General features: G+C 72.2%; 27 protein-coding genes and 2 pseudogenes. 7 read left to right on the forward strand and 22 right to left on the reverse strand.

Features of this window, described 5'->3' with window-relative positions; all coding sequences use genetic code 11:
* Positions 1-70: 70 nt before the first annotated feature.
* The 10 genes and pseudogenes from OG373_RS04305 to OG373_RS04350 all read right to left on the reverse strand — a co-directional run bounded on the left by OG373_RS04305 (position 71) and on the right by OG373_RS04350 (position 9,323).
* Entirely contained in the window at positions 71-1,747 is a 1,677-nt protein-coding gene (locus tag OG373_RS04305) for a succinic semialdehyde dehydrogenase (protein ID WP_405435943.1), read from the reverse strand.
* Entirely contained in the window at positions 1,744-2,754 is a 1,011-nt protein-coding gene (locus OG373_RS04310) for a pyridoxal-phosphate dependent enzyme (protein ID WP_328787102.1), read from the reverse strand. The genes OG373_RS04305 and OG373_RS04310 overlap by 4 nt, the downstream gene beginning before the upstream one ends.
* Positions 2,751-4,079 (reverse strand): D-arabinono-1,4-lactone oxidase, encoded by a 1,329-nt coding sequence (locus OG373_RS04315; RefSeq protein ID WP_405435944.1) that lies wholly within the window; start codon positions 4,077-4,079, stop codon positions 2,751-2,753. Before OG373_RS04315 ends, OG373_RS04310 begins: the two co-directional genes overlap by 4 nt.
* 445 nt (positions 4,080-4,524) lie before the next feature.
* The gene (locus tag OG373_RS04320; RefSeq protein ID WP_405435946.1) at positions 4,525-4,923 is read right to left on the reverse strand and encodes a hypothetical protein; all 399 of its coding nucleotides are present in this window, start codon (positions 4,921-4,923) and stop codon (positions 4,525-4,527) included.
* Positions 4,924-5,249: 326 nt separating this feature from the next.
* Positions 5,250-5,489: pseudogene (locus OG373_RS04325) on the reverse strand (class II fructose-bisphosphate aldolase); the annotation flags it as partial.
* A pseudogene (locus OG373_RS04330) lies at positions 5,486-6,325 on the reverse strand (peptide-N4-asparagine amidase); the annotation flags it as partial. The pseudogenes OG373_RS04325 and OG373_RS04330, both read right to left, overlap by 4 nt.
* A gap of 99 nt (positions 6,326-6,424) precedes the next feature.
* On the reverse strand, positions 6,425-6,904 hold the full coding sequence (gene rraA, locus OG373_RS04335; RefSeq protein WP_397727597.1) for a ribonuclease E activity regulator RraA: 480 nt from the start codon (positions 6,902-6,904) through the stop codon (positions 6,425-6,427).
* 279 nt (positions 6,905-7,183) lie between these two features.
* Positions 7,184-7,450 carry a GlsB/YeaQ/YmgE family stress response membrane protein gene (locus OG373_RS04340; protein WP_030390536.1) on the reverse strand — a complete coding sequence of 89 codons (267 nt, stop codon included), beginning with the start codon at positions 7,448-7,450 and terminating at the stop codon, positions 7,184-7,186.
* A 116-nt stretch (positions 7,451-7,566) separates the two neighbouring features.
* Positions 7,567-8,475, reverse strand: a complete 909-nt coding sequence (locus OG373_RS04345; protein ID WP_405435949.1) for a DMT family transporter — start codon at positions 8,473-8,475, stop codon at positions 7,567-7,569.
* Complete coding sequence (locus OG373_RS04350; RefSeq protein ID WP_405435951.1) at positions 8,472-9,323, reverse strand: phosphatase PAP2 family protein; 852 nt, start codon at positions 9,321-9,323, stop codon at positions 8,472-8,474. Before OG373_RS04350 ends, OG373_RS04345 begins: the two co-directional genes overlap by 4 nt.
* Before the next feature lie 153 nt (positions 9,324-9,476).
* Here OG373_RS04350 and OG373_RS04355 point away from each other — a divergent pair, with 153 nt between their 5' ends.
* On the forward strand, positions 9,477-10,109 hold the full coding sequence (locus OG373_RS04355) for a TetR/AcrR family transcriptional regulator (RefSeq protein WP_405435953.1): 633 nt from the start codon (positions 9,477-9,479) through the stop codon (positions 10,107-10,109).
* Between the two features lie 209 nt (positions 10,110-10,318).
* Here the strand turns inward: OG373_RS04355 and OG373_RS04360 are convergent, their stop codons facing one another.
* Positions 10,319-10,861 carry a TerD family protein gene (locus tag OG373_RS04360; protein WP_405435954.1) on the reverse strand — a complete coding sequence of 181 codons (543 nt, stop codon included), beginning with the start codon at positions 10,859-10,861 and terminating at the stop codon, positions 10,319-10,321.
* 438 nt (positions 10,862-11,299) lie between these two features.
* On the opposite strand from OG373_RS04360, the gene OG373_RS04365 reads away from it, so the two are divergent.
* A complete protein-coding gene (locus tag OG373_RS04365; protein ID WP_397727605.1) occupies positions 11,300-12,118 on the forward strand; it encodes a glutamate ABC transporter substrate-binding protein in 819 nt (272 codons plus the stop codon).
* 115 nt (positions 12,119-12,233) lie between these two features.
* Here the strand turns inward: OG373_RS04365 and OG373_RS04370 are convergent, their stop codons facing one another.
* Positions 12,234-12,800 (reverse strand): DJ-1/PfpI family protein, encoded by a 567-nt coding sequence (locus tag OG373_RS04370; RefSeq protein ID WP_397727607.1) that lies wholly within the window; start codon positions 12,798-12,800, stop codon positions 12,234-12,236.
* A 218-nt stretch (positions 12,801-13,018) separates the two neighbouring features.
* On the opposite strand from OG373_RS04370, the gene OG373_RS04375 reads away from it, so the two are divergent.
* A complete protein-coding gene (locus OG373_RS04375; RefSeq protein WP_405435955.1) occupies positions 13,019-13,843 on the forward strand; it encodes an endonuclease I family protein in 825 nt (274 codons plus the stop codon).
* 114 nt (positions 13,844-13,957) lie between these two features.
* Positions 13,958-14,266 carry a DUF3040 domain-containing protein gene (locus tag OG373_RS04380; RefSeq protein ID WP_397727611.1) on the forward strand — a complete coding sequence of 103 codons (309 nt, stop codon included), beginning with the start codon at positions 13,958-13,960 and terminating at the stop codon, positions 14,264-14,266.
* 59 nt (positions 14,267-14,325) lie between these two features.
* Here the strand turns inward: OG373_RS04380 and OG373_RS04385 are convergent, their stop codons facing one another.
* From OG373_RS04385 to OG373_RS04395, 3 genes are read right to left on the reverse strand one after another with little or no spacing between them, the layout of a single operon-like run.
* The gene (locus tag OG373_RS04385) at positions 14,326-15,978 is read right to left on the reverse strand and encodes a beta-N-acetylhexosaminidase (RefSeq protein WP_405435957.1); all 1,653 of its coding nucleotides are present in this window, start codon (positions 15,976-15,978) and stop codon (positions 14,326-14,328) included.
* Positions 15,975-16,472 carry a heme-binding protein gene (locus OG373_RS04390; RefSeq protein WP_405435959.1) on the reverse strand — a complete coding sequence of 166 codons (498 nt, stop codon included), beginning with the start codon at positions 16,470-16,472 and terminating at the stop codon, positions 15,975-15,977. The genes OG373_RS04385 and OG373_RS04390 overlap by 4 nt, the downstream gene beginning before the upstream one ends.
* A 45-nt stretch (positions 16,473-16,517) precedes the next feature.
* On the reverse strand, positions 16,518-17,750 hold the full coding sequence (locus tag OG373_RS04395; RefSeq protein WP_405435961.1) for an MFS transporter: 1,233 nt from the start codon (positions 17,748-17,750) through the stop codon (positions 16,518-16,520).
* A gap of 238 nt (positions 17,751-17,988) precedes the next feature.
* Here OG373_RS04395 and OG373_RS04400 point away from each other — a divergent pair, with 238 nt between their 5' ends.
* The gene (locus OG373_RS04400; protein ID WP_405435963.1) at positions 17,989-18,441 is read left to right on the forward strand and encodes a MarR family winged helix-turn-helix transcriptional regulator; all 453 of its coding nucleotides are present in this window, start codon (positions 17,989-17,991) and stop codon (positions 18,439-18,441) included.
* Positions 18,442-18,497: 56 nt separating this feature from the next.
* Here OG373_RS04400 and OG373_RS04405 read toward each other — a convergent pair whose 3' ends face one another.
* From OG373_RS04405 to OG373_RS04420, 4 genes are read right to left on the reverse strand one after another with little or no spacing between them, the layout of a single operon-like run.
* Positions 18,498-19,016: a hypothetical protein gene (locus OG373_RS04405; protein WP_405435965.1), complete on the reverse strand. Its 519-nt coding sequence runs from the start codon at positions 19,014-19,016 to the stop codon at positions 18,498-18,500.
* On the reverse strand, positions 19,013-19,711 hold the full coding sequence (locus OG373_RS04410; RefSeq protein WP_405435966.1) for an RNA polymerase sigma factor: 699 nt from the start codon (positions 19,709-19,711) through the stop codon (positions 19,013-19,015). Before OG373_RS04410 ends, OG373_RS04405 begins: the two co-directional genes overlap by 4 nt.
* Positions 19,712-19,719: 8 nt before the next feature.
* Positions 19,720-20,178: an LPXTG cell wall anchor domain-containing protein gene (locus tag OG373_RS04415; RefSeq protein ID WP_405435967.1), complete on the reverse strand. Its 459-nt coding sequence runs from the start codon at positions 20,176-20,178 to the stop codon at positions 19,720-19,722.
* Positions 20,179-20,221: 43 nt separating this feature from the next.
* Positions 20,222-21,751, reverse strand: a complete 1,530-nt coding sequence (locus OG373_RS04420) for a PLP-dependent aminotransferase family protein (protein WP_405435968.1) — start codon at positions 21,749-21,751, stop codon at positions 20,222-20,224.
* A gap of 29 nt (positions 21,752-21,780) precedes the next feature.
* Between OG373_RS04420 and OG373_RS04425 the strand changes: the two genes are divergently transcribed.
* Positions 21,781-22,755, forward strand: a complete 975-nt coding sequence (locus tag OG373_RS04425; protein WP_405435969.1) for a DMT family transporter — start codon at positions 21,781-21,783, stop codon at positions 22,753-22,755.
* Positions 22,756-22,845: 90 nt separating this feature from the next.
* On the opposite strand, the gene OG373_RS04430 is transcribed toward OG373_RS04425, so the two are convergent.
* Both OG373_RS04430 and OG373_RS04435 read right to left on the reverse strand, forming a co-directional pair.
* Positions 22,846-23,475, reverse strand: a complete 630-nt coding sequence (locus tag OG373_RS04430) for a class I SAM-dependent methyltransferase (protein WP_405435970.1) — start codon at positions 23,473-23,475, stop codon at positions 22,846-22,848.
* Between the two features lie 140 nt (positions 23,476-23,615).
* Entirely contained in the window at positions 23,616-23,990 is a 375-nt protein-coding gene (locus tag OG373_RS04435; RefSeq protein ID WP_030389243.1) for a YbjQ family protein, read from the reverse strand.
* A 262-nt stretch (positions 23,991-24,252) separates the two neighbouring features.
* On the opposite strand from OG373_RS04435, the gene OG373_RS04440 reads away from it, so the two are divergent.
* Entirely contained in the window at positions 24,253-24,696 is a 444-nt protein-coding gene (locus OG373_RS04440) for an SH3 domain-containing protein (RefSeq protein WP_405435972.1), read from the forward strand.
* A gap of 19 nt (positions 24,697-24,715) precedes the next feature.
* Here OG373_RS04440 and OG373_RS04445 read toward each other — a convergent pair whose 3' ends face one another.
* Positions 24,716-25,066 carry an NTP pyrophosphohydrolase gene (locus OG373_RS04445; protein WP_397727631.1) on the reverse strand — a complete coding sequence of 117 codons (351 nt, stop codon included), beginning with the start codon at positions 25,064-25,066 and terminating at the stop codon, positions 24,716-24,718.
* Between the last annotated feature and the right edge of the window lie 5 nt (positions 25,067-25,071).

Raw genomic sequence — 25,071 nt, forward strand, 5'->3', positions numbered from 1 at the left:
GCGACAAGATCCGAAAGTGATGGCCCAGGCGCGTCGTCAGGGAGCCTCACACCGGAGCCGTGGCTGAGCGTCAGCGGAAGTGGAGCGCCTTCATCGCGTGCAGGCTTCGGCTGAGGAACGACGCGTACTTCTCATCGTTCATGCCGAAGGCGGGGCCGAGCGGGAGCAGGCGCTGGTGAGCAATGGTCTGCGCTTCTGTGTACTTCATTATGCCTTCGGAGCCATGGCGGCGGCCCAGGCCCGAGTCGCCCATGCCGCCCATCGGGGAGCGGACGCTGCCGTAGGCGGCGGCGTAGCCCTCGTTGACATTGACCGTTCCGGCCCGGAGGCGGGCGGCGACCGCCCGGGCGCGGCGCCCGTCGGTGGACCAGACGCTGGCGTTGAGTCCGTACATGGAGGCGTTGGCGAGCGCGACCGCCTCGTCCTCGTCGGCGAACCGGTAGACGGAGACTACTGGGCCGAAGGTCTCTTCCTCGTGGATCGCCATCCGTGTGCTGACGCCTTCCAGGATGGTGGGCTCGTAGAACAGCGGGCCGATCTCGGGCCTGTGGCGGGCACCGGTGATCACCGTGGCCCCTTTGTCGACGGCGTCTTGGACGTGGCGGGTGACGGTTTCCAGCTGGCGTCTGGAGACCAGGGATCCCATGTCTGCGCCGTACCCCAGCGGGGTACCCAGCCGCATGGCCCTGGTCCGGGCGGCGAAGCGGCTCAGGAAGTCGTCCGCCAGTGATGCGTGTACGTACAGCCGCTCTATGGAGACGCACAGCTGGCCTGCGGAACTGAAGCAGGCGCGGACCGCGCCGGCCGCCGCTTTGTCCAGGTCCGCGTCGTGGAGCACCAGCATGGCGTTCTTGCCGCCGAGTTCCAAAGAGCAGCCCACCAGCCGGGCAGCGGCGCTGCGAGCGACCTCGCGGCCGGTGCGGGTGGAGCCGGTGAAGGAGACGTAGTCGGCGCGTTCGACGACGGCGGGGCCGATGACGTGGCCCTCGCCGACGACGACCTGCCACACCTCGGCCGGGAGGCCGGCCTCGATCAGCAACTCGCGCGCCCACAGGGCGGTGAGCGCGGTCTGGCTGTCCGGTTTCATCACCACGGCGTTTCCGGCGACGAAGGCGGGCAATGCGTCCCCGACCGAGAGCCCCAGCGGGTAGTTCCAGGGCACGATCTGGCCCACGACCCCGCGCGGCTGGCGCAGCTCGGTGACCTTGGTGAGGTACGGGATGACTCCCAGGTGTGCCTTGGGGCGCAGATAGGCGGACGCGTTGCGCCCATAGTGGCGGGCGGCGACGCAGACGCCCTGGATCTCCTCGTGGGCGTGCAGCCGTGTCTTGCCGGTCTCCAGCTGAATGATGTCCAGGGCCTCCGACTGCCGACGCAGCAGCAGGTCGTGGAAGCGGAGGAGGACCGCGGCCCGATGGCGGACCGGGGTGGCGGCCCAGGCTTGCTGGGCGTCGCGGGCCCGCGCGAAGGCGGTGTCCACGTCCGCAGGGGTCGATACGGGCAGGTCAGCAAGCTTTCCCCCGGTGAACGGGCAGTAGCTGGCGGTGAGGCCCGCAGTGCCCGAGGCGCCTGAGACCGCGTGGCGCGTCCCGGTCACCACGCCGCGTACGAGGCGGGCGACCAGCTCGGGTGTAACAACGTCGAGAGCCGTCCGGCCGGGATCGGCAACCGGATTGCCGTGGGTGGACACGTCGCCCCGGGCGCCGTCGAGTTGGACGTCACTGGCAGGTGTGCTGTGTGCTTTCATCGTGGTCCGTTCGTGTCCAGATAGAGGACGGGGCCGGCCCCCAAGCGTCCTATGGCGTTCAGGGCGAGCAGGGCGGCCATCGACTTGGCGGTGTAGACGGGTTCGAGAATGAGGTCTTCTGTATCCGCGGCCAGTTGCTGTGCGTGTTCTCCGTCCTCTGTCGCGTGGCCGTAAGCCGGCCCGAGCCAGTCCCGTACGACGATCAGGCCGTTCCTGCGGATGTCGGTCGGCGGAAGGTCCGCTCCGAGCGACACGAGTACCTTCTTGGTGCGGCACGCCAGCCGGACGAGGCTGGGTGGGTCCAGTCGCAGCGTGTCGTTGACGACGACGGCGACCACCTTGGTGTTGTGCAGGCCGCACAGTTGGAGGCCGAGCAGCAGTCCCGCTGCCGTGCCTCCGGATCCGACGGCGGTGACGATGTGCGACGGTTCGGGGAGAGCTTCGCAACGTACCTGGTCGGCGATTTCCAGTGCTGCCTCGACATAACCGAGTACGCCGATGGGTGACGAACCACCCGGTGGGATGAAGTAAGGCAGTCGGCCGCCAGTCGTATGGCGGGCGGCCAGGAAGGGCGCCAGCGCGAGGGTTCTCGCCTTCGTGTGCGTGAAGTGCAGGGTCGCACCACTCTGCTCCAGGCGTGCGAGCTGCGCGCGTACGTGGTCGTCGACGGGCTGGTCGATCAGGGCGAGTGCCGTGTGCAGGCCCTGGTCGCGTGCGTACAAGGCGGTCGCCAATCCCCAATTGGTTCCCAGGCCGCCCACGGTCAGGATTGTGCGCCGGCCTTGACGGAGGGCGTCAGCCAGCAGCCATTCAAGTTTGCGTACTTTGTTGCCGCCCCATCCACCATCGCCGAAGGCGCCCTCGCACTTCATCCACAGGGGCGCGGCTCCAGTGGACAGTCCCGGCAGGCGACGCACAGGTGTGGGAGCCGATCCCAGGCGTAGGTGAGGCAGTGCCTCGCGCAGCGCCGGGAAATGCTGGTGCAGAAGCGGGACCGAGGGGCTCATGCCGGTTCACCTGCACCGACCGGGCGGCCCAGGACGCGCCTGATGTGATCGTTGGTGAACACCCCGTGAGGGTCGAGGCGGGCTCGCACTGCCTGGAAGCGGTCCCAGTGTGGATACTGGCGGCGCAGCATTTCGGCGTTGAGGAAATGCCGCTTGCCCCAGTGCGGCCGTCCACCGAAGTCGATCATGGCCTGCTCCACGGTCCGAAAATACTGCTCCCATGGGATGCCCGCGAACTGGTGCACGGCGATGTAGCAGGTCCCACGGCCGCCCGCCGGACTGAGGTAGGCATCGTCGGAGGCGACGAAGCGGACCTCCAGCGGAGCGGGCACATCGAACTCGCGCCTCTCGGCGATCTTCATGACGGTCCGCACCGCCTCGGCGGCGTACTCACGCGGGATTGCATACTCCATCTCGGTGAGGGGTACGCGGCGTGGCGTGGCGAATACCCGGTAGGAACGGTCGACGTACCTGGTCGTTCCTGAATAGGCCGAGGCCAGCCGGTTCAGCGCCGGAATCCACCCTCTACGTGCTCGACCGAGCAAACACACACCCAAGTAGGCATGATTCGTCAGGAGCACGTCATGACACCATGCCCCGGCTCTTGATCGCGGACGGGGTGCGGCCGAGGTCCGGTTCCAGGTCTTCGTCATGGCCAGCTCGCTGTGCGGGAAGGCGAAGAAGCCGAAGTGGTCGTTGCTGTCGACGCGCTCGTCGAGGCTGCGCAAAACCGTCTCCAACGGCGCAGTCGTGTCCTCGGCACTGAGAGTGAAAGCCGGCACGGCCTGCAGCGTCACTGCAGTGACGACACCGAGGGCACCCATGCTCACCCGCGCGGCCCGCCAGGCGTCGGGATCCATGCCCTCACCGACTTCCAGGATGCTGCCGTCGGCGAGGGCGAGTTGAATCGATTTCAAGCCTGCGGACAGGTTCGGCAGCGTAATGCCGGTGCCGTGGGTGCCCGTCCCTGTCGCGCCGGCGATCGACTGCACATCGATGTCGCCGAGGTTCGCGAACGCGAGACCGTGGTCGTACATCACCGCACTGAGCGCTCCCAGCGATATTCCGGCCTCGACACGTACCAGACCGGTCGCCGGGTCGATGTCGAGCACGCGATTCATGCGCTCCAGCGACAGGAGGGTTCCATCGGTCAACACGCCGTCGGTGAAGGAATGCCCGGCTCCCGCCACCCGGACCGTACGGCCGGCCGCTGCCGCACGGCCAATAGCCTCCGCTACCTCCGCCGGAGCCCCAGGCCTCTCGAACACCGCTGGGCGACAGCTTTGATCACCCGCGAAATTCGTCCACACATGCCCCTTATTCATGGCCACTCCTCAACAAAGCCCGCACCACAGGGAGGATCGCCGACGCGACGTCGAGCCACTGGCCCGAGTGGTCACCATCGCGACCACGCCGACGTCTCCACTCTACAGCCAATTTAGAAGATGTCTTCAAGATTTTGACCCCGCGACACTGCAGCGTCCCGCTCCGGGCACCGGACAACCTGTCCTGCCGCCACGCCCTCGCCCCCCGTTACGTTCTATGCGGTCCTGCAAGAGGGCCGCCGACCTTCCGGGCCCGGCATGGCTGTGTCCCCCTGTCGATCGATGACCCGAGGAGCGGTGTCACCGGACCCGAGGGGCGCCGCTGGAGACGCTGACGAGAGGTCCGACCACCGCCTGGCCTGGCGCAATGCCCGGCCGCTTGCGGGTGGCAGGTCTGCAAAACGTGGGTGCGCGAGTACGGCGCCGCCACACCGGCCCCACGCAGTCAGCCCGCTGCGTCGTGGCGGCCGAGACCGAGGAGCAGCGGGCGGGTCAGGGTGCCAGTGATCGCCTCAGTGGTGCCCCGTCTTCTGATCTTGGTCCACCCCCGACACCTGCCCAGATATCGGCTGGTCAGGGGCTTGATCACCAAACCCTTCACCCCGGACACGCCCGTCCAGGACTCCAACCATTCCCGCGCCTTGGCCAGGCCCGTCGTCATGGGGCACAACGTCCATGGGGCCGTCAGGGCGCGCTCGGCGAACAGTCCTTCCAGCTGTGCGCGCCGCTCGACGTACCGGCGCGCGAGGAGCTCCTGGCCGTCCAGCTGCAAGAGGTCCGCCCCGACTGTGGACAGCTGCCCGGCGGAGGCCAGGCCGGGGAGCCCTCCGGAAGAGTGGTCCACGCCGGGGCCTGGAGCTTGGCTGCCATGCGGGCAGCGGCCTCGAACGTCCGGCGGCTCTGCTCCATCGTGGCGAGGTCGGTGGCGGCTCCCGAATCGGGCCCGCCTTGCGCCGCCTCCGGTCCGGTCTCGGCTGCGGGCTGGACGTGGCGGGCACCGCGACGGTGTGCGGCAGGGACCTCGAGCTCAAGCGGCTCGAACGGCGCACCGCGTGCCACCGGCCGCACCCTCACCCACGCCGCCTCAGCTGCGGCCCTGGCCCCGCTCTGCCAGCCTGAAGGTGGTGAAGGCGCCGAACCGCCTCCTGCGGTTCGGGGTCGGTCTCGTGGTCAGCGGGCGGCTAGGACTCCCAACAGACGGGCCACCTCGGCCGCGACCGTGTCCCGTGCGGGGCCCAGGTACGTGCGCGGGTCGGCGACGTTGGGGGCCGTTCGCAGACGGTCCCGCACGGTGCGGGTGAAGAGCTTGTTGAGGTGGGTGGAAATATTGACCTTCGTCATTCCTGCGGCGACGGCCTTGGCGAGGTCGGCGTCGTCGACGCCGGAGGAGCCGTGCAGGACGAGTGGAAGGGGTTGGACCAGCCGCCGGTCCAGACGGTGGGGAAGGGCGCGGCGATGCCGGCGAGTTGTCCGTCGACCGAGACCCGGACCTCGCGGTGCGGGCCGTCGGTGGCCTTGCAGGAGTACGGGGCCGCGTCGGGCGTGGTCATGTACCAGTACTCCTCGCAGCCGCCGCCCGAGCCGGTGGCGTAGACCTCGGCGAGGAGGCGCTCCGTGTTGCGCGGGGTGGTGACCGCCGGGGAGGTGAGGGGCAGGACGCGGTCGGGGGTGTCGGGGGCCCGGGTGCGGCCGTCGGCGGCGTAGAAGGTCAGGGTCACCCGGACGTCGATGACGCCGGTGTAGGTGTCGTCGACGACGTTGCCGATGAGCATCTCGACCGGCTGGGGGCGGGCGAGGGTGTCGCGGTAGCGGGTGACGTCCTTCTCGACGGACCAGGTGATGCCGTCGGGCGAGGGCTGCGGGGTGGAGGTGCGCAGGATCTCCACCCCGCCGAGGGAGAGGTGGCCGAGGCGGTCGTACTGGCGGCCCTTGACCTTGCCTTCGAGGCGGAGGACCACCTTGGCCCAGCCGTCGGCGCCGCAGCCGGTGGGCGATGCGTAGCTGCCCCGGTAGGGGGTGAAGTCACGGAACCGGGCCTCCGCGAGGGTCACTTGGCAGGACCGGGTGGCGGGCCGGGTGACGGGCGGGGCTGCGGTGAGGGGGTCGTGCCAGTCGGTCCCGAACTCCGCGGGCGGCGGGTCGGCGGCCGGGGTCCCGGCGTGCGCGGGCGCCGCGGCGGCGGCCAGGGTGGCGGCGGTCAGCGCGATGGCGCCGAGGAGACCGGTGATCCGGTGTCGTCGTCTCATGGACCCGCAGTGAAACCCGGCCCGCGACGGCCGTGCCAGGGCCGGGACTTCGGCCCTGGCCGGTTCTGATCCGCCCGGTCGGGCCGTCCGCGCGGCGCGTCAGCGGGGCAGGACGACCACGCCGTCGTCGTCCGCGTGGACGGTGTCGCCCGCGCGGAACGTGATGCCGCCGATGGTGACGGGCTCGTCGACCGCGCCCTCGCCGGTCTTGCCGCTCTTGCGGGGGACCGTCCCCAGCGCCTTGATGCCGAGGTCGAGCCCGCCGAGGGCGACGCTGTCGCGGACCGAACCGTTGATGACCAGTCCGGCCCAGCCGTTGGCCTCGGCCGCGCCCGCGATGAGGTCGCCGACGAGGGCGGTGCGGGGCGAGCCGCCGCCGTCCACGACGAGGACCGCACCCTCGCCCGGCGTGTGGACGAGGGTGCGCAGCAGCGCGTTGTCCTCGTGGCAGCGGACGGTGCGTACGGGGCCCGCGAAGAGCCGGCGGCCGCCGAACTGGCGGAACCCGGTGGTGCAGATGGCGAGGGACTCGCCGTGCTCGTCGTACAGGTCGGCTGTGGGGACGGGGGTGACACTCATCGGGTACCGGTTTCCTCGCTGCTCGCACTCGAACTGGACTCGTACATCGCGGTGGTGCGGCCAGGGTAATCCGCGAGTCGCACGGAGCCACACGCCCGTGCCCGCGCGCAGGTAGCGACCAGGACGGCCGGCAGCGGGAAACGGCGGTCGGTGGACATCGACTGGAACCCGCCCGGTGGTCGGCCCGGTCGCGCCGTCGGGCACGATCCGGAGACTACGGCCGGGCGGGAGACGTACGAGGAACCGGGCGCGGGCCGGGGCGGCCCGCCGGGAACCGGGTCAGTCCCGGGAGTTGCCGAACAGGATGCGGTAGCCGATCAGCAGGACCAGCGATCCCGCGATGGCGGAGCCCCAGGTGGCGAGGTCGAAGAACTCGGTCTGGATCGGCTTGTCCAGGACCTTCGCCGAGAGCCAGCCGCCGATGAAGGCTCCGGCGACACCGATGAGGGTGGTGCCGATCAGGCCACCGGGGTCCCGGCCGGGCAGCAGGACCTTGGCGATGCCGCCGGCCAGCAGTCCCAGGATGATCCAGCTGACGATCCCCATGTCCAGTCACTCCGCTTCGCTCGGCCGGTCTCCCGGTCGTTCAGTCGTTCAGTCGTTCAGCCGTTCGGGCCTTCTCCCCGGAGGACGCGACCGGGAGCGAATCGGTTCTCCGCAGCTCAGACCGTCACGCGGCCGACCGGTACGGGGAGCTCGGCACCCGCGACGCAACCCGCGGCGGCGCCGACGCCCGGACCCTCCGCCGTGGCGGAGGGCGTCCGGGTGAGCAGGACCACTCCGCGCGCCGCGAGCAGCGCTCCGGTGGCCGCCAGCAGCAGCCCCGCCGGTCCGCCCTGGAGCCGTTCGCCGAGCAGGACCATGCCGATGGCGGCGGCGGCCAGCGGGTTGGCCAGGTTCACCACGGCGAGCGGGGCGCCGAGTCCGCCGCCGCGGTAGGCCCGCTGCGACAGCAGCATCCCGCCGACCGCGAACACCATCACGAGCACGGCCACGGAGACGACGCGCACGCTGAGCAGGGCTCCGCCGCGCCCGGCCGCCACGGCCACCGTCTGGGTGAGGGCGGAGGCGGCCGCGGAGGCCAGGCCGGAGGCGGTGGCGTGGCGCAGTCCCGAGCGAGGGTCCTTGACCGCGGTCAGCATCATGATCACGGCGATGGTCGCGCCGGAGACGGCCAGCGCCTCGACCAGCGTGAGGGTGTCGTCGGGGGCCGGCCCGGAGGCCGGGAGCAGCAGCAGGCCGAGCCCGGCGACGGTGGCCAGGGTGCCCCGCCATTCGGTGGCCGCCACCCGGCGGCCGGACCTGCGCGCGCCCAGCGGGACGGCGGCCACGAGGGTGAGCGCGCCGAGCGGTTGCACCAGGGTGAGGGGGCCGTAGCGCAGGGCCGCCGCGTGGAGCAGTGCGGCGGCGGCGTTCAGGCCGGCCGACCACCACCAGGCGCCGGAGCCCAGCAGGGCCCCGGCGGTGCGTGCGACGGCGGCCCGGGCGAGCCGTTCCTGGGCGACGGCGGCGGCCGCGTAGGCCACGGCCGAGGCGAGGCAGAGCCCGACGGCGAGGGTGGTGTCGTTCATTGTCCTGCTCCTACGGCCGCGTCCGCGCTGCGCGGGCTCGGCAGACCCCGTACGGGTCCGTCGGGGTCGTTCTCCCGAGCCGCCTCGGGGTCGGGTCCGGTTTCGTCGTCCGGGTCGTCGTCCGCGCGCGGCCGCGGGACGAGCAGCAGGGCCGCCCCGAGGAGGACGGCGGCCACGACGGCGTCGAGCCAGTAGTGGTTGGCGGTGCCGACTATCACGACGAGGGTCAGCAGCGGGTGCAGCAGCCACAGGAAGCGCCACCGCGAGGAGGTGGCGGCGATCATGCCCAGCGCGAGCATCAGCGCCCAGCCGAAGTGCAGTGAGGGCATCGCGGCGAACTGGTTGGCCAGGGTGTCCTCGGCCGGTGCGGCCCGGTAGACGCTGGGCCCGTAGACCTGCGCCGTGTCGATGAGCTGCGCGGCGTCGAGCAGGCGCGGGGGCGCGAGCGGGAAGGCCAGGTGCAGGACGAGGGCGGCTGCGGTGAGTCCGGCGAGGACCCGGCGCGTCCACAGGTAGTGGGCGGGGCGCCGGACGTAGAGCCAGATCAGGAAGAGCGCGGTCGCGGGGAAGTGGACTCCCGCGTAGTAGGTGTTCGCGGTGGTGACGAGGGCGTCCCCGTGCAGCAGCAACCGCTGCAGGAGGCCTTCGCCGGGCAGGTGCAGGGCGCGCTCGGCGTCCCATATTCGCCCCGCGTTGCGGAAGGCCTCCTCGGTGCGGTCGGTCGAGAGCAGCCGGCCCGCTTTGTAGACGGCGAAGAAACCCGCGACGAGCAGCAGCTCGCGTATGAGGCGGCGGCGCGCGGCTCTCGGTCCGGCTGCCGGCTCGGCAGGTGTGGTGTGGGAGGTCATCCCCCGGTCTCTCTTCCTGTTTACGCGCACAGCGACACGCCAGTGTATCGATACATTGGCGTATCGATACGCTGGTGTACCGATACGGTTGCGTTCCCGTACACTTCCGTAGTGGAACCTGCCGTCGAGGCGCCCCCGAGGAGAGCCGCATCCATGACGTCGACACCGACCCCCGCGCGCCGCTCCAAGATCACCCCGGAGCGTGAGCAGGAGTTCTACGACGCCGTACTGGAGCAGCTGCGCGAGCACGGCTACGAGGCCCTGACCATGGAGGGCGTCGCCGCCCGGGCCAGCTGCGGCAAGTCCACGCTCTACCGGCAGTGGAAGACCAAGCCCCAGCTCGTCGCCGCCGCCCTTCGTGCGGGCCGGCGGGGCACCCTCGTCGCCGTGGACACCGGCTCACTGGCGGGCGATCTGCGCGAGGCGGCCAGGATCGCGGCCGGCACCTCCGGCAGGGACACCCGGCTGACGCAGGCCCTCGGGCACGCCGTACTCAGCGACGAGGAACTCCAGGCCGCCCTGCGCGAGGCGCTGGTCGAGCCGGAGCTGGCCGCGTTCGCCGAGATGGTCGGACGGGCCGTGGCACGCGGCGAGATCGCCGCGGACCACCCGGCGGTGGAGTTCCTGCCCGCCCAGCTGATGGGCGTGCTCCGGATCCGTCCGGTGCTGGAAGGACGGTACGCGGATGCCGACTACCTGGTCCGGTTCGTCGACGCCGTCATGCTCCCGGCACTGGGCCTCGCGCCCTCCCACCCCGCCCGGCCGCCGGCCGGTCAGGCCCCCTGAACCGGCGGGCCGCCGTCCTGATGACCTGACGGCGACCTGCCCGCGCTGCCTCGTGGGGACGGCGGCAGCGCGCCACCCGGATCGGGCGGCGACCACTCACCCCAGGAGTGGTCGCCGCCCGATCTGTGCGGCCCCCGAACCCGTGCGACCCCTGGCCACTGCCCCGTGAGCCGATCCGTGCGGCTCCGCGTCGGCCCGGGCGGTCGGCCTCAGCCGAGTGCGCCCATGGTCCGGGCGAATTCCTCCGGGTCCGCATCGGAGCCCCGCAGCCGGAGGTCGAAGGACCAGGCGCCGGACGCGTCACGGGTGAACTCGGCGACGGTGGCAGCGGTCGCGGCGGCCACGGCCGCGAAGTCCCCCTGGGCGAGGTCGGTGTGACCCTCGCGGATCCGGAATCCGGTACCGGCGATGTCGGCGAAGGTCTTCGTACGGCCCGCCGGGCCCCCGTCGGCCTTCTGGATGACCACGCCGACCAGCACCCGATCCGCCTGCGGCGCCATCCGGTGCAGCTCGATGGTCATCACCTCGTCGAAGCCGAAGCCCTGGCCGGTGTGGCTGTCCCGGTTCAGCGCGATGGTCCCGTCGGGCGACCGGCTGCCGAAGTGAACGAACTGGACGGGGGCCCCGTGGAGGTCCGCGGCGCCGTAGACCGCCGCCACTATGTCGAGGTCGTTCGCAGGCGTGCCGGCCGGGCTGGGATCCCATCGCAGCGCGAACTCCACCTTGGCCAGGCCCTTGCGTACACCGGTCACCGAACTCCCCCTTCGTTCACGGGCATTGCCCGTCCATGATCCCACGAGCCCCCGGCCCGCTCCGGACGACCGTCCGTTCCCGGCCAGTTCGACGGAACTGGCCGATTCGGCGAAACCAGCCGATTCGACCTAATTGGCCATCGTGGGGGAAATCACCCAAACCGGTTGGAAATACATGAGTGTCGAATTCGGGCAGGCGCGCGGTGCGAACAAAAGGGGAGGCTGCCCTTTTTTCCCGCTCCGCCCCAGGTCAGCCGCAGAATGCGCCACAGAACCGGATTGTTATCCTCAAGTTTTCCTCAAATGTAGTGACGCTGCGCCCGTCCACTTCCTAGCTTCCTCGTACACGCGTCCCCGCGTTACCCGTTTTCGCGCGGTTCCACACGCCCCCCGGCGATCCCGGTGACGCGCCCCGCGTTCCTCAGGAAAGAGTGCAGCATGAAGGTTCCCCAGGCCGGTGCGGTCGCCGCAGTGATCGCAATCGCCCTGACCGCCTCCGGGTGCGTCGGCGACGAAGGGGACCAGGGGGACGGGACCCTCTCCATCGGCATCAAGTTCGACCAGCCCGGCATCGGAATGCGGGAGACCGACGGCACTTTCACCGGCTTCGACGTGGACGTCGCCACTTACGTGGCCAAGGAGCTCGGCTACAAGGCCAACAAGATCGAATTCAAGCAGGTCTACAGCAACGACCGCGAGCTGCTGATCCAGTACAACGAGGTCAAGTTCGTCGTCGCGAGCTACTCGATAAACGAGAAGCGCAAGGAGAAGGTCGATTTCGCCGGCCCGTACTTCGTCGCGCACCAGGACCTGCTGACCCGCGCCGGCGACGCCTCGATCAACAAGCCCGAGGACCTCAACTCGAAGAGCCTGTGCTCGGTCACCGGCTCCACGTCGGCCGAGAACCTCCGCAAGAACCTCGCCCCCAAGGCCGGCCTGCTGGAGCTCGGCGGCTACTCCGACTGCGTCGTCGCGCTTCAGGACAGCCGGGTCGACGCCATGACCACGGACAACGCGATCCTGGCCGGCTACGCGGCACGCAAGGGCAACGAGGGCAAGTTCAAGCTGCTCGGCCAGAACCTGAGCAACGAGAACTACGGCATCGGTGTCAAGAAGGGCTCCAAGGACCTCCAGCGCAAGATCAACGACGCGCTGAAGAAGATGGTCGCGGACGGCTCCTGGGAGGCGGCCGTGAAGAAGAACTTCGGTCCGAACTACAAGTACGAGCCGGCCCCGGCGGTCGCCCCCGTCGGCTGACGGTCGCCGAGTCGGTGACGCTCTCCCGACCGGCTTGAAATCGGCCTTCACCCCGCACGACCCGACGGCCGTGATCCCCTGGCGCAGGGGGTCACGGCCGCCCGTGCGACACCGCTCAGACCACCGGGGCCTTGCTCCGCAGCACGGTCAGGAACTCCCGCATCCAGCGCGAGTGGTCGGGCCAGGCCCTGGCCGAGACCAGCGTGCCGTCGACCACGGTCTCCGAGTCCTCGAACTCGGCCCCGGCGGCCTTCATGTCCAGTTCGAGCGCCGGGTACGCGGTCACCCGGCGGCCGGTCAGCCCGCCGGCCGCCGCGGTGATCAGCGGGCCGTGGCAGATCTGGGCGATCGGCTTGTCGGCTTCCGCGAAGGCGGCCAGGATCCGGCGGACCTCCGGGTCGTTGCGCAGGTACTCCGGCGCCCGGCCGCCCGGGACGACCAGGGCCGCGTAGTCCTCGGTGACCACGTCCACGAAGGCCAGATCGGCCGGCCAGGTGTAGCCGGGCTTCTCGGTGTAGGTGTCGAACCCCTCCTCGAAGTCGTGCACCACGAACCGCAGCTTCTTCACCTGCGGCGCCGCGATGTGGACCTCGTACCCCTCCTCGCGCAGGCGCTGGTACGGATACAGGACCTCCAGGGATTCGGCCGCGTCGCCGGTCACGATGAGGATCTTCACTGCCATGGGCTGCTCCAGATAGGGCTGGTCATGGTCGGTCCGGCCCCGCCCGGGGCCACCGCTACCCTGCCCGCGGCGGACAGCCGGCACACACGAAGATCCCCCAGTTCCGACACGTGGTTTTCACCTGTTGGGCACATGACAATGTGACCCTCTCTCTGCCACTGACACTCCGCCAATTCCCCGGGCGGGGACGGTGCGTATGGAGAGGTACCCCCCACCCGATGAGAATCTCGCGCCTGACACCGTGGGCGGCCGCCCTCGCCGCCGCCGCCCTGTTCGCCGTACCGGCGGCCGCGTCCGCCGGCCAGCAGCGCACGACCGCACCCGAGAGCCCGACGGCCGCCGCAGCCGCGGTGGACCCGTACGCGGACTACTACGCGAGCGCCCAGGGCAAGACCGGGGCCGCGCTGAAGACCGCCCTGCACAACATCATCAAGACCCAGTCGAAGGTGACCTACGACGGCGTGTGGAACGCCCTGAAGGTCACCGACCAGGACCCGGCGAATTCCAACAACGTCATCCTGGTGTACTCCGGCCGCTCCCAGTCCAAGGCGACGAACGGCGGCGGGGTCAACGACTGGAACCGCGAGCACGTCTGGGCCAAGAGCCACGGCGACTTCGGCACCGCCACCGGTCCGGGCACCGACCTGCACCACCTGCGCCCCGAGGACGTCACCGTCAACAGCACCCGGGGCAACAAGGACTTCGACAAGGGCGGCAGCCCCGTGAGCGAGGCGCCGGGCAGCCTGACCGACGGCGACTCCTTCGAGCCGCGCGACGCGGTCAAGGGCGACGTGGCGCGGATGCTGCTCTACATGGCCGTCCGCTACGACGGGGGTGACGGCTTCGCGGACCTGGAGATGAACGACAAGGTCAACAACGGCTCCGCGCCCCTCTTCGGCCGGATCAGCCTGCTGAAGCAGTGGAACCAGATGGACCCGCCGGACGCCTTCGAGCAGCGCCGCAACCAGGTGATATTCGACGTGTACCAGCACAACCGCAACCCGTTTATCGACCACCCGGAGTGGGTCAACTCCATCTGGTGACCGCGGCCCGCGATCACCGCGTCCCGCGGGGGTTGGACCGCGTCAGGCCGGGTATTCCCAGGCCAGAGGCTGCGACCCGCGCCCGACGGCAGCAGCCGGCGGAGGTACGTCGTGATGGACGGAGCCGGACTCTCCGATCGCGAGCAGCGCGCCCTCTCCGCGATCGAGGCCGAACTCAAGGGTGATCGTTCGCTCGACCGGATCCTGCGGTCCACGTCGCACCGGCGTCAGCGCATCGTGGCAGCCTGGCTGCTCGGTGCGCTGGCGGCGGCGCTGTTCGTGGCGGCGTCGGTCACCGTCTCCCGGCTCCTGATCTGGGTCTTCGCCGCCGTCTGGACGGCGGCGGTGATCCTGGCCCTGCCGCCGGCCATCCAGTGGCTGCGGCGTCGCGGGCAGCGCCCGGGCCGCGCCGGCCACCCGTAGGAGACCGCCCGTAGGAAACCGACCCTCGGCGACGGCCCGGACGAGACGGCCCGGACGGGTCAGAGGCGGTCGGCGAGCGCCTTGAAGTCGGACCAGGGCAGCTGGGGCGCGCGGGAGTCCCACACCTTCTGGGAGAACGCGGCGAGCGGAGCCTGGATGCCCGCGGCCACCTGGGCCTGGGTCTGGGCGCCGGCCAGGTCGCTCCAGATGGCGAGGCGCCCGCCCAGGATCTGCGGCCCGTACGAGGCCGGGACGGGGGTGGTGCCGCGCAGGACGAGCGGGGTCCACTGTTCGTAGATCCGCTTACCGGTGGGGTACGTGAACTGGTTGGGCTGCCCCAGCACGTAGTAGAGGAACTCGTCGTTGAGGTTGACGACCTTGCGGCCCTCGCGCAGGTACTCCAGCGGCGGCCGGGCGCCCGTCTCCTTGCCGGTCCAGTACTCGACCTGGATGTCCTTGGCGGCGCTCGTCACCCCGCCCGCGAAGAATCCGTCGTTCCACGCCTTGAGCGCCTTCCCCGACGGCCGGACGACGTCCGCGCGGTCGTTCAGCCAGCCCGTCGCCAGGTCCTGGACCCGCGCCGAGGGCCCGTACCGCTGCTGGGCCGCTCGCGCGAGCTGGGGGAAGGAGGCCTGCGGGTCGCGGTAGACCAGCGCCTGGTACTCATCGGCGCCCAGGTGCCAGGACCCGCCGGGGAAGAGCGGAATGTACTCGCGCAGCAGCTCGTCCACGAGCTTGGCGGACGCCGGGTTCGATATGTCCACGGCGCCCTTGACCGCTCGCCCCTGTGTGTCGCGGAGCTGTAGGTCGGGGTGGGCCCGCAGGACCGCGCCGAGGTGGCCGGGCGAGTCGATCTCGGGGACCACCGTGATGTGCAGCCGGGCGGCGAGCGCGTTGATCTCGCGGACCTGGGCCTTGGTGAGGTGCGGGGTGGAGACGATCTCGGGGTGCGTGTCGGACTGGATCCGGAAGGCCTGGTCGTCGGAGAAGTGCAGGCCCAGCTGGTTCAGCTTGAGGTCGGCCATCTCGCGCAGCCGGTCCTCTATCCAGTCCGGGGTGTAGAACTTGCGGGCTATGTCCAGGTTGAGGCCGCGCTGCGGTTTGGCGGGAGCGTCGCGCACCGTTCCCTCGGGGGCCGAACCGCCGCTCTTGACCGCCTGCTTGAGGGTGCGGGTGCCGTAGAAGACGCCGGCCTGGTCGGGGCCGTTGATGCGGACCCGGCCGTCCTTGACGTCGAGGGTGTACGACTCGGGGCCTCCGGCTGCTCCCGTGTCCAGGGAGAGCTCCACGTCCCCTGCCCGCGGCGCCGCCGACTCCCCGTATCCGATGCTCAGTTCACCGGCGAGCAGTTTCGCCTCGTCGGACAGGGCGGCGGTGTCGTCCGGCGCGACGACCACACGGGCATCGGGGGTGGGCTTCCATCCGGGGCCGCGGGCGGGTTCGTGCTCCCGTACCGCCGGGATGGTGCGCGGGGCGGTGGACAGCGGGTAGGACGGGGTCGGCGTGGGGGTGGGGGCGGCCTCGGCCGGGCGCGCCGCCGTCGCGGAGGAGGCGGCGGAGGCAGCGGAGGCGGTGGAGGAGTCCGCGGCGCCGGGGGCGCGCGCCTCGTCCGAGGCGGCCGTGCAGCCCGGGAGGGCGAGGGTGACCAGCGCGGCGACCGTGGCCGTCGCGATGGTGTGGACCCTCTTGTGCCGCCTCGGTGTCGTCATCATGCGCCTGTGTCCCCCGTACCAACGTGGCACGGGGGACCGGGGGGCGCGACCCGGCGGTCTCGGACGAGGGCGTCCCGCGCGGTCACGGCGAAGCCGTGGTCCTGGTCGGGGGCGCCGCCGCCGACGCCGACGGCGCCGATGAGACGGCCGTCGCGGTGGACGGGCAGCCCGCCCGCGATGAACAGCAGCGGACGGTCGAGTGCGGTGGGCAGCGTGTGGAAGGGGCCGCCGGGCCGGACGGCTTCGACGAGGTCGGCGGTGGGCGCATTCAGCTGGAGCGCCGTGAAGGCCTTGCGGGTGCTGGTCTCGCCGGAGATCAGCACGGCCCGGTCGTCGCGGCGGAAGGCGAGCAGGTGGCCCCCCGCGTCGAGGACGGTGATGCTGACGGTGGCCCCTGCCGCCTCGGCGGCGGCCGTGGCGGTGGCGACGAGCAGCTCGGCGTCCTGCGTGGTCAGGGGGGCGACGGCGGTGCGGGTGGGGGTGGGGGTGGACATGCGGTGGATCTCCTTGCGGGGGTGCGTACGGGGGTGCGGGGTGGGTCAGTGGTGGGCGGGTACGGCCGGGGAGGTCCCGGGCACTCCGGCGGCTACGACGGTGCCCCGGTCGCCGTGGGCCGTGCGTCCCGCCGTGCGGCGCTCCAGTGCGCCCGAGAGAAGGGCGAGCACCAGGGCGGAGGCGGCCAGTGCCGCGCCGACCCAGTTGGGGGCGGTCCAGCCGAGGCCGGCGGCGATCACGAGCCCGCCGAGCCAGGCGGCGAGCGCGTTGCCGAGGTTGAAGGCGCCGATGTTGACGGCCGAGGCCAGGGTGGGCGCCCCGGCGGCCTGGTCGAGGACGCGCTTCTGGAGCGGCGGCACGGTGGCGAAGCCGAGGGCGCCGATCAGTACGACGGTGACGGCCGCGCCCGCCTTGGTGTGGGCGGTGAGGGTGAAGGCGGCGAGCGTGACGGCCAGGGCGCCCAGGGCGACGTACAGCATCGGCATGAGCGCGCGGTCGGCGTACCGGCCGCCGATGAGGTTGCCTGCGACCATGCCCAGGCCGAAGAGGACGAGCAGCCAGGTGACGGAGGAGTCGGCGAAGCCGGCGACGTCGGTCATCATCGGGGTGATGTAGGTGATCGCGGCGAAGACGCCGCCGAAGCCGAGGACGGTCATCGCCATCGCGAGCAGCACCTGGACGTTGCGGAAGGCGGCGAGCTCGCGGCGGATCCGTACGCCGCCCTCGGGGCGGGGCAGCTCGGGTACCAGTCTGGCGATTCCCAGCAGGCCCACGACGCCGAGCGCGGCGACGATCAGGAAGGTGACGCGCCAGCCGAGGGTCTGCCCGACGAGGGTGCCGAGCGGGACGCCGACCACGTTGGCCACCGTCAGTCCGGTGAACATCATGGCGATCGCGCCGGCCTTCTTCTCGGGGGCGACGAGTTCGGCGGCGACGACCGCGCCGATGCCGAAGAAGGCGCCGTGGGCGAGGGAGGCGACGACACGGCCGGCGAGCATGACGCCGAATGCGGGGGCGAGGGCGGAGAGCACGTTGCCCACGATGAAGAAGCCCATGAGCAGCATCAGCATGCGCTTGCGGGGAATGCGGGTGCCGAGCACGGTCATGAGCGGCGCGCCGAGTACGACGCCGAGGGCGTAGCCGGTGACCAGGAAGCCGGCCGTGGGGATCGACACCCCGTAGGTACCGGCGACCTCGGGAAGCAGGCCCATGATCACGAATTCGGTGGTGCCGATCCCGAAGGCCCCGACGGCGAGGGCGAGGAGTGCGAGAGGCATGGCGGGAGGTGTCCTTCAGGGGAGGGGGTGGTGCCGGATGCAGGGGCGGCAGCGGCAGGATCGCGGCCGATCAGGGCTGATCAGCGCCGTTCAGGACGGTCGCCGCTGGTTGCGGCCGCCGATTGCATGCGTCCACATTAATTGCATACGCGGGCTATTTGCAAGCGCGGGCTATTGCGCGTGTGGACTATCCTGGGAGTCACACACCCCAGCCCGGGACGCTTCGATGGAGGAGCCCATGACGGCCACGGACAGCGCGCTCACCGCCCTCTCCCAGGGCTGGTGCGCCCTCTCCCTCCTGCACGGGCGGATCGAGGCACACATCGAACGGGCGCTGCAGGCGGGTCACGGCCTCAGCGTGCGCGAGTACTCACTGCTCGACGTGCTCAGCCGCCAGCACAGCGGACCGGGCGGGCACCTGCGGATGCACCAGGTCGCCGACTCGGTGATCCTCAGCCAGAGCGCGACGACCCGGCTGGTCAGCAGGCTGGAGGACCGCGGCCTGCTGAACCGCTACATCTGCGACACCGACCGGCGCGGCATCTACACGGACGTCAGCGAGGCGGGCCTGGCCCTGCTGGCCGCTGCCCGCCCCACCAACGACACCGCCCTGCGCGAGGCCCTGGACGAGGCCTCGCTCAATCCCGAACTCGCCCCGCTGGTCGCGGCGGTGGAGAACCTCCGGCGCTGAGCACGGAGCTCCGAGCGCGGAGCTCCGGGAGCCGAGCCCCGGGAGCCGATCTCTCCCTAGCGCCGCGGCGAGGAGGTCACGACGCTCCCGCGCGCGCCGGACGGAGTCGCCGACGGGCTCGCCGACGGGGGCGCCGCGCCCGACGCCCTGGGCGAGACCGGGGCCGAGGGGCTCACCGACCGGCCCGGGGGCGGGGAAGCCGCCGGGCTCCCCGATGCGTCCACGCCCGGGCTCCGCGCCCCGGAGGGGGACGGCTGCGGTGTGGGCGACGCCGGGTGCTCCGAGGACGGGCCGGGGGCCGTGATCCTCGGCGGGGTGGCCGGCAGCACCGGTCCGGGCGCCGGATCCGGGGCCAGTACCAGGTAGCCGACCCCGGCGGCCGCGGCGGCCGCCAGACCTGCCAGCGGCAGTGCGAACCGCCGCAGCCCGGCGATGCGCAGCCGTCCCGGCAGCGGACCCGGCGGGTCCGCCGGCCGCAGCCGGCGGACGTCGATGCTCTCCGCGCGCGCGTCGAGGGCCTGCCGCAGCCGCCGCTCGACAGGGCGCTCGGCGAGGCCTTCACCGTCACGCGTCATATCCGTCCCTCCAGAATCCGCTCCAGGGCGTCCAGGCCGCGGCTCGCATTGGACTTCACCGCTCCCCGGCTGATCCCGAGGGTGGTCGCGATCTCCGCCTCGCTGAGATCGGCCCAGTACCGCAGCACCAGGACCTGGCGGCGGCGCGGCGTGAGCCGGCCGAGCGCGGCGAGCACCTCGCGGTGCGCCTCGTCCAGGACCACGTGATCCTCGGCGGACGGGATGTCGGCCGCTGCCGGCGGGGTCCAGGACCGGACGGTGCGCCTGCGCCGCAGCACGGAGCGCGAGGTGTTGACCACCGCGGTGCGCAGGTAGCCCAACGCGTTGTCGACCTCGGTGATCTGCTCGCCGTGCCGCCGGTACAGGGCGGTGAAGGCGTCCTGGACCACGTCCTCGGCGGTGGCCAGGTCGTCGACGAGCAGCACCGCCAGGCGGACCATCCGCAACCGGTGCGCGTGGTAGAGCTCGCTGACGGTGGGCGGCCGCGCCGCGCCGTGGCCCGTGTGGTCGTACGTGGAGGAGGGCCCGTACGACGGCCCGTACGAGGAACCGTGCGGGGAGCGGTACCGGTCCGGATGCGACCGCGGGGAGGTGGGCGGGGCCGAGCGCTCGCGGCGCAGCAACGACCAAAGGCCCCGCCACGCCCGGCCGAAGCCGGGCGTGAGGGGGCCGACGGGTGGTGCGAGTTGGAGCACGGGATTCCTCAGCCGTTCGCGCGGCGCCGCACGGCGTACAGGGCTCCCGCGCCGGCGAGGACCAGACCGGTGGCCCCCGCGCCCATGGCGATGGTGGTCGCCGAGGAGCCAGTATGCGCGAGCTCCGGCGCGCCGGGTGCGGCGGCCGGTTCGGAGGGGGACGCGCTGGGCCTGGCGTCCGAACCCGGGGCCGACGGGCGGACGCTGGGGGAAGCGCTGGGCGCGGCGCTGGGGGAAGCGCTCCTCGTGTCCGATCCCGCGCTCGGCGGGGTGCTCACCGACGGGGAGGGCTTGACCGCACCCGCGGTGGGCGAGGCGCCGGCGGGCACACTGACCGACGGGGAGGGCGCGGCCGAGCCGCCGCTCGCGGCGAAGGCGGGACCGGCGAGGGCGACGGCCACCCCGGCGGCGGCAGCGGTGACGGCCGCCCGGCGGGCGGCCGGGGGGACACGCTTCAGGTTCTTCACGGTGGATCTCCACGGTCGGGTCGAGGGCGCGGGACCACGCCCTTCACCCCCGCACGACGCGCGACCCCCCGGGAGGTTGCCGCCGTTCCGGAAAAACTTTCCGACCGGTTTCCGGCGGCCTGCCCAGGACGCTCCTCAGGGCCATGGCCAAGGTGGCGATGCCGTCCTCGATCTCGCCCGCGGAGCCGGCCGCATAGCCGAGGACCAGGCCGGGAGGGCCCGGCTCGACGCGGTGCCAGGACAGCGGGTGGGCCTTCACCCCCAGGTCCAGGGCCGCCGAGGCCAGGGCCGTGTCCTCGAAGTCGGCTCCGTCGAAGGTGACCATCAGGTGCAGCCCGGCGGCCGCGCCGTGCACCCGTGCCCCGGGCAGCAGCCCGTCGACGGCCCGGAGCATGGCATCGCGGCGACGGCGGTGTCGGCGGCGGACGAAGCGCAGGTGCCGCTCCAGTTCGCCCGAGTCCATCAGCCGGGCGAGGACCAGCTGGGCGAGGACCGGATTGCCCAGGTCGGCGTAGCGCTTGGCGGCGGTCACGGCGTCGCGCAGCCGGGGCGGTACGAGCAGCCAGCCCAGGCGCAGGGCGGGGGCGAGGAGCTTGGACACGCTCCCGGCGTAGCAGACCCCCTCGGGCAGCAGCGCGCGCAGTGCCGGGACGGGGGCCCGGTCGTAGCGGTGCTCGGCGTCGTAGTCGTCCTCGATGACCAGTCCCCCGGCAGCCGCCCAGCCGAGCAGGTCCCGGCGGCGCTCGCCGTCGAGGACGACCCCGGTCGGGAACTGGTGCGCCGGGGTGAGCAGGACGGCCCCTGCCCCGCTGGCGCGGAGCCCGGCGACGTCCAGCCCGGCCTCGTCCACCCGTACCGGCACGGTTTCCAGCCGCCCGTACTCCAGCTGCTGGCGGGCGCCGAGCGAGCCCGGGTCCTCGACCGCGACCCGGTGCACGCCCTCCTCCCGCAGGACGTGCGCCAGCAGCGCCAGCGCCTGGGCGACGCCCGCGACGACGATCACCTCTTCGGGGTCGGCGCGGATCCCCCGGTTCCGGGCCAGCCAGCCGACGACGGCCTCCCGCAGGGCGGGGGCGCCCTGCGGGTTCCCGTAGCCGAAGTCGGCCGGGGTGAGCCCGGCCAGCACCCGGCGCTCGGCCTGCAGCCAGGCCGTACGCGGGAAGGCGGTCAGGTCGGGGACCCCGGGCGAGAGGTCGATCCGGCACGGTACGGCGCGCAGAGCGTCCACGAGCCCGCCGCGCGCCGGTGCCGGTGCCGGCGCGGCCGCCGGGGGCGGTGCGGCGACGACCACGGTGCCGCCGCGGCCCCGGCCGCTGACCTGGCCGGTCTCCGCGAGGCGCTGGTAGGCCTCCGTGACGAGCCCCCGGGAGACGCGGAGTTCGGCGGCGAGGACGCGGGTGGCCGGGAGCCGGCTGCCGACAGGGAGGGTGCCGTCCGCGATGGCGGCGCGGAGCCGGCCCGCCAGCCACTCGGTGCGGCCGCCCGGCGGGGCCCGGTCGACGTCGAGCTGGAGGAAGTCCGAGCCGCTGGGGCTTTTGGACCTCTTGGTGGGGCTGTCTTTGGACCTGCTCATGGGGCCATTGTGCGACCACGCTGGACCGCATGCAGACACACCGCACTCCTTCCTCCGTTCCCGTTCCCGTTCCCGCCCCCGCTCCCCCGTCCACCTCGGTGCGGGACCTGGCGCCGGGCATCGCGGGGATGGCGCTGGTCGGCAGCAGCGTCACGGTCTCGCGGGCGCTCGTCGACGCCCCGCTGTTCGCCACCCAGGCCGTCCGGTACGCGGCCGCCGCGCTGCTGCTGTTCGGCCTGGCCCGGGCCGCGCGGGTGCCGATCCACAAGCCGCGCGGCCGGGAGTGGCTGTGGCTGGCGGGGATCGCGGCGACCGGGCTGGTGCTGTTCAACGTGGCCGTGGTCCGCGGGGTGGCGCATGCCGAGCCGGCCGTGATCGCCGTTGCGGTGGCCTCCGTACCGATTCTGCTGGGTCTCATCGGCCCCTTCCTGGAAGGGCGGCGTCCGAGCCGCCGGGTGCTGCTGGCGGCCCCGGTCGTGGTGGCCGGGGCGGTACTGGTCGAGGGCACGGGCCGGACCGACGCCGCCGGGGTGGGCTGGGCCGCGCTCGCGCTGGGTTGCGAGGCCGGCTTCACCCTGCTCGCGGTGCCGGTGCTGCGCCGGCACGGCGCGTGGGGGGTGTCCGTGCACGCGGTGTGGCTGGGGGCGCTGATGCTGGTGGGACTCACGGTCGTCTGCGAGAGCCCGGCCGGGGTGATGTCGCTGGGGGCGAGCCAGTGGGCGGCCACCGGATACCTCGCCGTCATGGTGACGGCGGTGGCCTTCCTCCTCTGGTACCGCACGGTGGCCGCCGTGGGCGCCGGCCGCGCCGGGCTGTTGACCGGGGTCGCGCCCCTGGCCGCGGCCGGGGCGGGGGTTCTCGCGGGCGGCGGGGTCCCGGGCCCGGCGGTGTGGCTGGGGCTGCTGGTGGTGATCGTGGGGCTGGCCGCGGGTCTGCGTCCGGACCGCACGCCGCAGGCGGGCGCGCGGGCGCCCCGTAGCGACAGGACACCCGCCTCCCCGTGAGGCACGCGGCCCCGTACGGCAGTTGGACGCGCTACCTGCCGCCGACGCCATCGTCCGGCGGGTCGGCCACGAGGCGGCCGACCCGGCCGGTCACACGCTCCGGCGGGCGTAGCAGAAGAGGTGTTCCTCAGGGCCCGCCCGATCGTCGGCGGGCTGGAAGTGCGCGGTGTGGTGGTGCAGCACCTCCAGGCCCCGGTCTGCGAGTCTGGCCAGGTGGTCGGCGGTGGAGAGGCTGCTGACGGTGACCTCGTGGCCCATCCACTCGATGTCCAGCCCCCGGATGTCCCCCGGCACCGTGGCCATCACGAAGTACCCGCCGGGGGCGACCCAGGACGCCATGCGGTCCAGTGCCCCGGCGACCTCGGGCTGATCCATCACCAGCAGTGGGAAGAAGGAGCACACCGCATCGAAATCGGCCCGCTCCGGCGTGTAGGTGCGGACGTCGGCCTGCTCGAATCGGGCCTGCGGGACCCTGGTGCGGGCCAGTTCGACCATGGCCGCCGAGACGTCGATGCCGGTGACGGCGCAGCCGGCCCGGGACAGCGTCTCCGCGGTGGGCCGGCCGGTACCGCTGCCCACGTCCAACACCCGCGCTCCGGAGGTCAGTCGTGCGGTGAGCCAGTCCAGGGCGGCCAGTTGACCGGGAACGCGCCCGAACACCTCCTCGTAGCGCTCGCCCATCTCGTCGAACACCTCTGCCGCGGACTTGCGTTGACTCATCGGGCCGCCCCTTCGTCGCCGGGCCACCACCGTACCGGCGGCCCACGACGGCGCGCGACGCCCTCGGCGCACGGCGCGCGGCAGGCGCCGGATCCGAGCGGCAGCCCGGTCCGCTCGCTGGTCTCAGAGCTTGCCGGGGATCAGGTGGAGGCGGGGACGAGGACCACGGCCGTGCCGTACGCGCACACCTCGGTGCCGACGTCGGAGGCGTCGGTGACGTCGAAGCGCATCATGAGCACGGCGTTCCCGCCGCGCGCCTTCGCCTGTTCGATGAGGCGGTCCATGGCCTGGTTCCGGGTCTCCACCAGGGTCTTGGTGAGGCCCTTCAGCTCGCCGCCGATCATCGACTTGAGGCCCGCGCCGATCTGGCTGCCGAGGTGGCGGGAGCGGACGGTGAGGCCGAAGACCTCGCCGATCACCCGCTCGACCCGGTAGCCGGGAACGTCGTTGGTCGTCACGACGAGGACGCCGCTCTCGTGTGCGCCGGCGCCGCCGCCGTAGTCATCGATACCCATGGCCCCCACTCTGGCGCGGGCCGCCGCCGCCCGCACCCCGAATCGCGCGATCAGGGCATCCGGGAGGAGGACGAGCGGCGGCACCCGGCACACCCTTCTGGCGCACTCTGGCTGGCCAAATTGGCCATATCGGGTTAAACAGCGGTGCGCCACCGGGGCTATGCACCCCTTCCTCGTCATAGTCGTCCCTGGCAACCGCCTGGTTGCCACCCCGCGCCGCGCGTCGCGGCCCGGGCGGATGTCTTCGTAGAGGAGCCGGCTCATGCTGAAGCCCACCAGAACCACCCTCGCTCTCGCCACCGGAAGCCTGGTTCTCGGTCTGGTCGGAGCGGGCGCCGCCGTCGCGGACGACGGTCCGGCGGACAACCAGGGGCCGCGGGAGATCGTCGTCGGCGGGTCGCAGCCGGGCGTCGTGTACCCCGGCGAGCGCGCCACCGGCCGGGTCGTGTCGAAGGGTCCGCTGACGGTCCGCAGCAGGCCGAGCACCCACGCGCAGGCCCTCGGCCGCGTGTACCCGAACAGCCGGGTCGAGATCTCCTGCAAGAAGCACGGCGAAAAGGTCGACGGCAACGGCATCTGGTACCGCCTGGCCGAGCGGAACAGCGAATGGAACCAGGAGGCCCAGCCCAAGGTCGCGTACGACAAGGAGCGCTGGGTCTCCGCCCGCTACGTCAAGAACCTCTCCGAGGTGAAGTACTGCCGCTGACCCGTATCCGGTCGGCAGGTCAGTCCACCGGGCGTACGGCACGGGGCCCCACGCACTCCACGCCGTACGCCCGGACCCGTTCGCGCAGTTCACGGTCGGCCGTGACCACGACGCAGCCGCGCTCCGCGTACGCCGCGGCCAGCTCCACGATCCGGTCGTCGCCGCTCCCCGGCGCCGGGTCCACCCGTACGCCGGGGACGGACTCGACGCCCCGGGCGGCGCCTTCGACGACGAGGATGATCTCCTCGTCACCGCCCCGGCCCGCGAGCAGGTCGCGCAGCCGGACGGCCGCGCCCCGCCGGTCGCGCCACCAGCCGTCCGGCACCGAGCCGACGACGTTGGCGGCATCCACGATCAGCACGCTCGCCACGGCCC

It is taken from the genome of Streptomyces avidinii, from assembly GCF_045161815.1.
Lineage (GTDB): Bacteria > Actinomycetota > Actinomycetes > Streptomycetales > Streptomycetaceae > Streptomyces > Streptomyces avidinii.

Coding starts and splice junctions, on each gene's coding strand:
- OG373_RS04370 (WP_397727607.1), bottom strand. CDS start 12,800: ATGGCAGTGAAGATCCTCATCGTGACCGGCGACGCGGCCGAATCCCTG.
- OG373_RS04355 (WP_405435953.1), top strand. CDS start 9,477: ATGACGTCGACACCGACCCCCGCGCGCCGCTCCAAGATCACCCCGGAG.
- OG373_RS04435 (WP_030389243.1), bottom strand. CDS start 23,990: ATGGGTATCGATGACTACGGCGGCGGCGCCGGCGCACACGAGAGCGGC.
- OG373_RS04390 (WP_405435959.1), bottom strand. CDS start 16,472: ATGTCCACCCCCACCCCCACCCGCACCGCCGTCGCCCCCCTGACCACG.
- OG373_RS04350 (WP_405435951.1), bottom strand. CDS start 9,323: ATGACCTCCCACACCACACCTGCCGAGCCGGCAGCCGGACCGAGAGCC.
- OG373_RS04430 (WP_405435970.1), bottom strand. CDS start 23,475: ATGAGTCAACGCAAGTCCGCGGCAGAGGTGTTCGACGAGATGGGCGAG.
- OG373_RS04400 (WP_405435963.1), top strand. CDS start 17,989: ATGACGGCCACGGACAGCGCGCTCACCGCCCTCTCCCAGGGCTGGTGC.
- OG373_RS04425 (WP_405435969.1), top strand. CDS start 21,781: ATGCAGACACACCGCACTCCTTCCTCCGTTCCCGTTCCCGTTCCCGCC.
- OG373_RS04395 (WP_405435961.1), bottom strand. CDS start 17,750: ATGCCTCTCGCACTCCTCGCCCTCGCCGTCGGGGCCTTCGGGATCGGC.
- OG373_RS04365 (WP_397727605.1), top strand. CDS start 11,300: ATGAAGGTTCCCCAGGCCGGTGCGGTCGCCGCAGTGATCGCAATCGCC.
- OG373_RS04440 (WP_405435972.1), top strand. CDS start 24,253: ATGCTGAAGCCCACCAGAACCACCCTCGCTCTCGCCACCGGAAGCCTG.
- OG373_RS04345 (WP_405435949.1), bottom strand. CDS start 8,475: ATGAACGACACCACCCTCGCCGTCGGGCTCTGCCTCGCCTCGGCCGTG.
- OG373_RS04385 (WP_405435957.1), bottom strand. CDS start 15,978: ATGATGACGACACCGAGGCGGCACAAGAGGGTCCACACCATCGCGACG.
- OG373_RS04375 (WP_405435955.1), top strand. CDS start 13,019: ATGAGAATCTCGCGCCTGACACCGTGGGCGGCCGCCCTCGCCGCCGCC.
- OG373_RS04310 (WP_328787102.1), bottom strand. CDS start 2,754: ATGAGCCCCTCGGTCCCGCTTCTGCACCAGCATTTCCCGGCGCTGCGC.
- OG373_RS04315 (WP_405435944.1), bottom strand. CDS start 4,079: ATGAATAAGGGGCATGTGTGGACGAATTTCGCGGGTGATCAAAGCTGT.
- rraA (WP_397727597.1), bottom strand. CDS start 6,904: ATGAGTGTCACCCCCGTCCCCACAGCCGACCTGTACGACGAGCACGGC.
- OG373_RS04405 (WP_405435965.1), bottom strand. CDS start 19,016: ATGACGCGTGACGGTGAAGGCCTCGCCGAGCGCCCTGTCGAGCGGCGG.
- OG373_RS04305 (WP_405435943.1), bottom strand. CDS start 1,747: ATGAAAGCACACAGCACACCTGCCAGTGACGTCCAACTCGACGGCGCC.
- OG373_RS04340 (WP_030390536.1), bottom strand. CDS start 7,450: ATGGGGATCGTCAGCTGGATCATCCTGGGACTGCTGGCCGGCGGCATC.
- OG373_RS04420 (WP_405435968.1), bottom strand. CDS start 21,751: ATGAGCAGGTCCAAAGACAGCCCCACCAAGAGGTCCAAAAGCCCCAGC.
- OG373_RS04380 (WP_397727611.1), top strand. CDS start 13,958: ATGGACGGAGCCGGACTCTCCGATCGCGAGCAGCGCGCCCTCTCCGCG.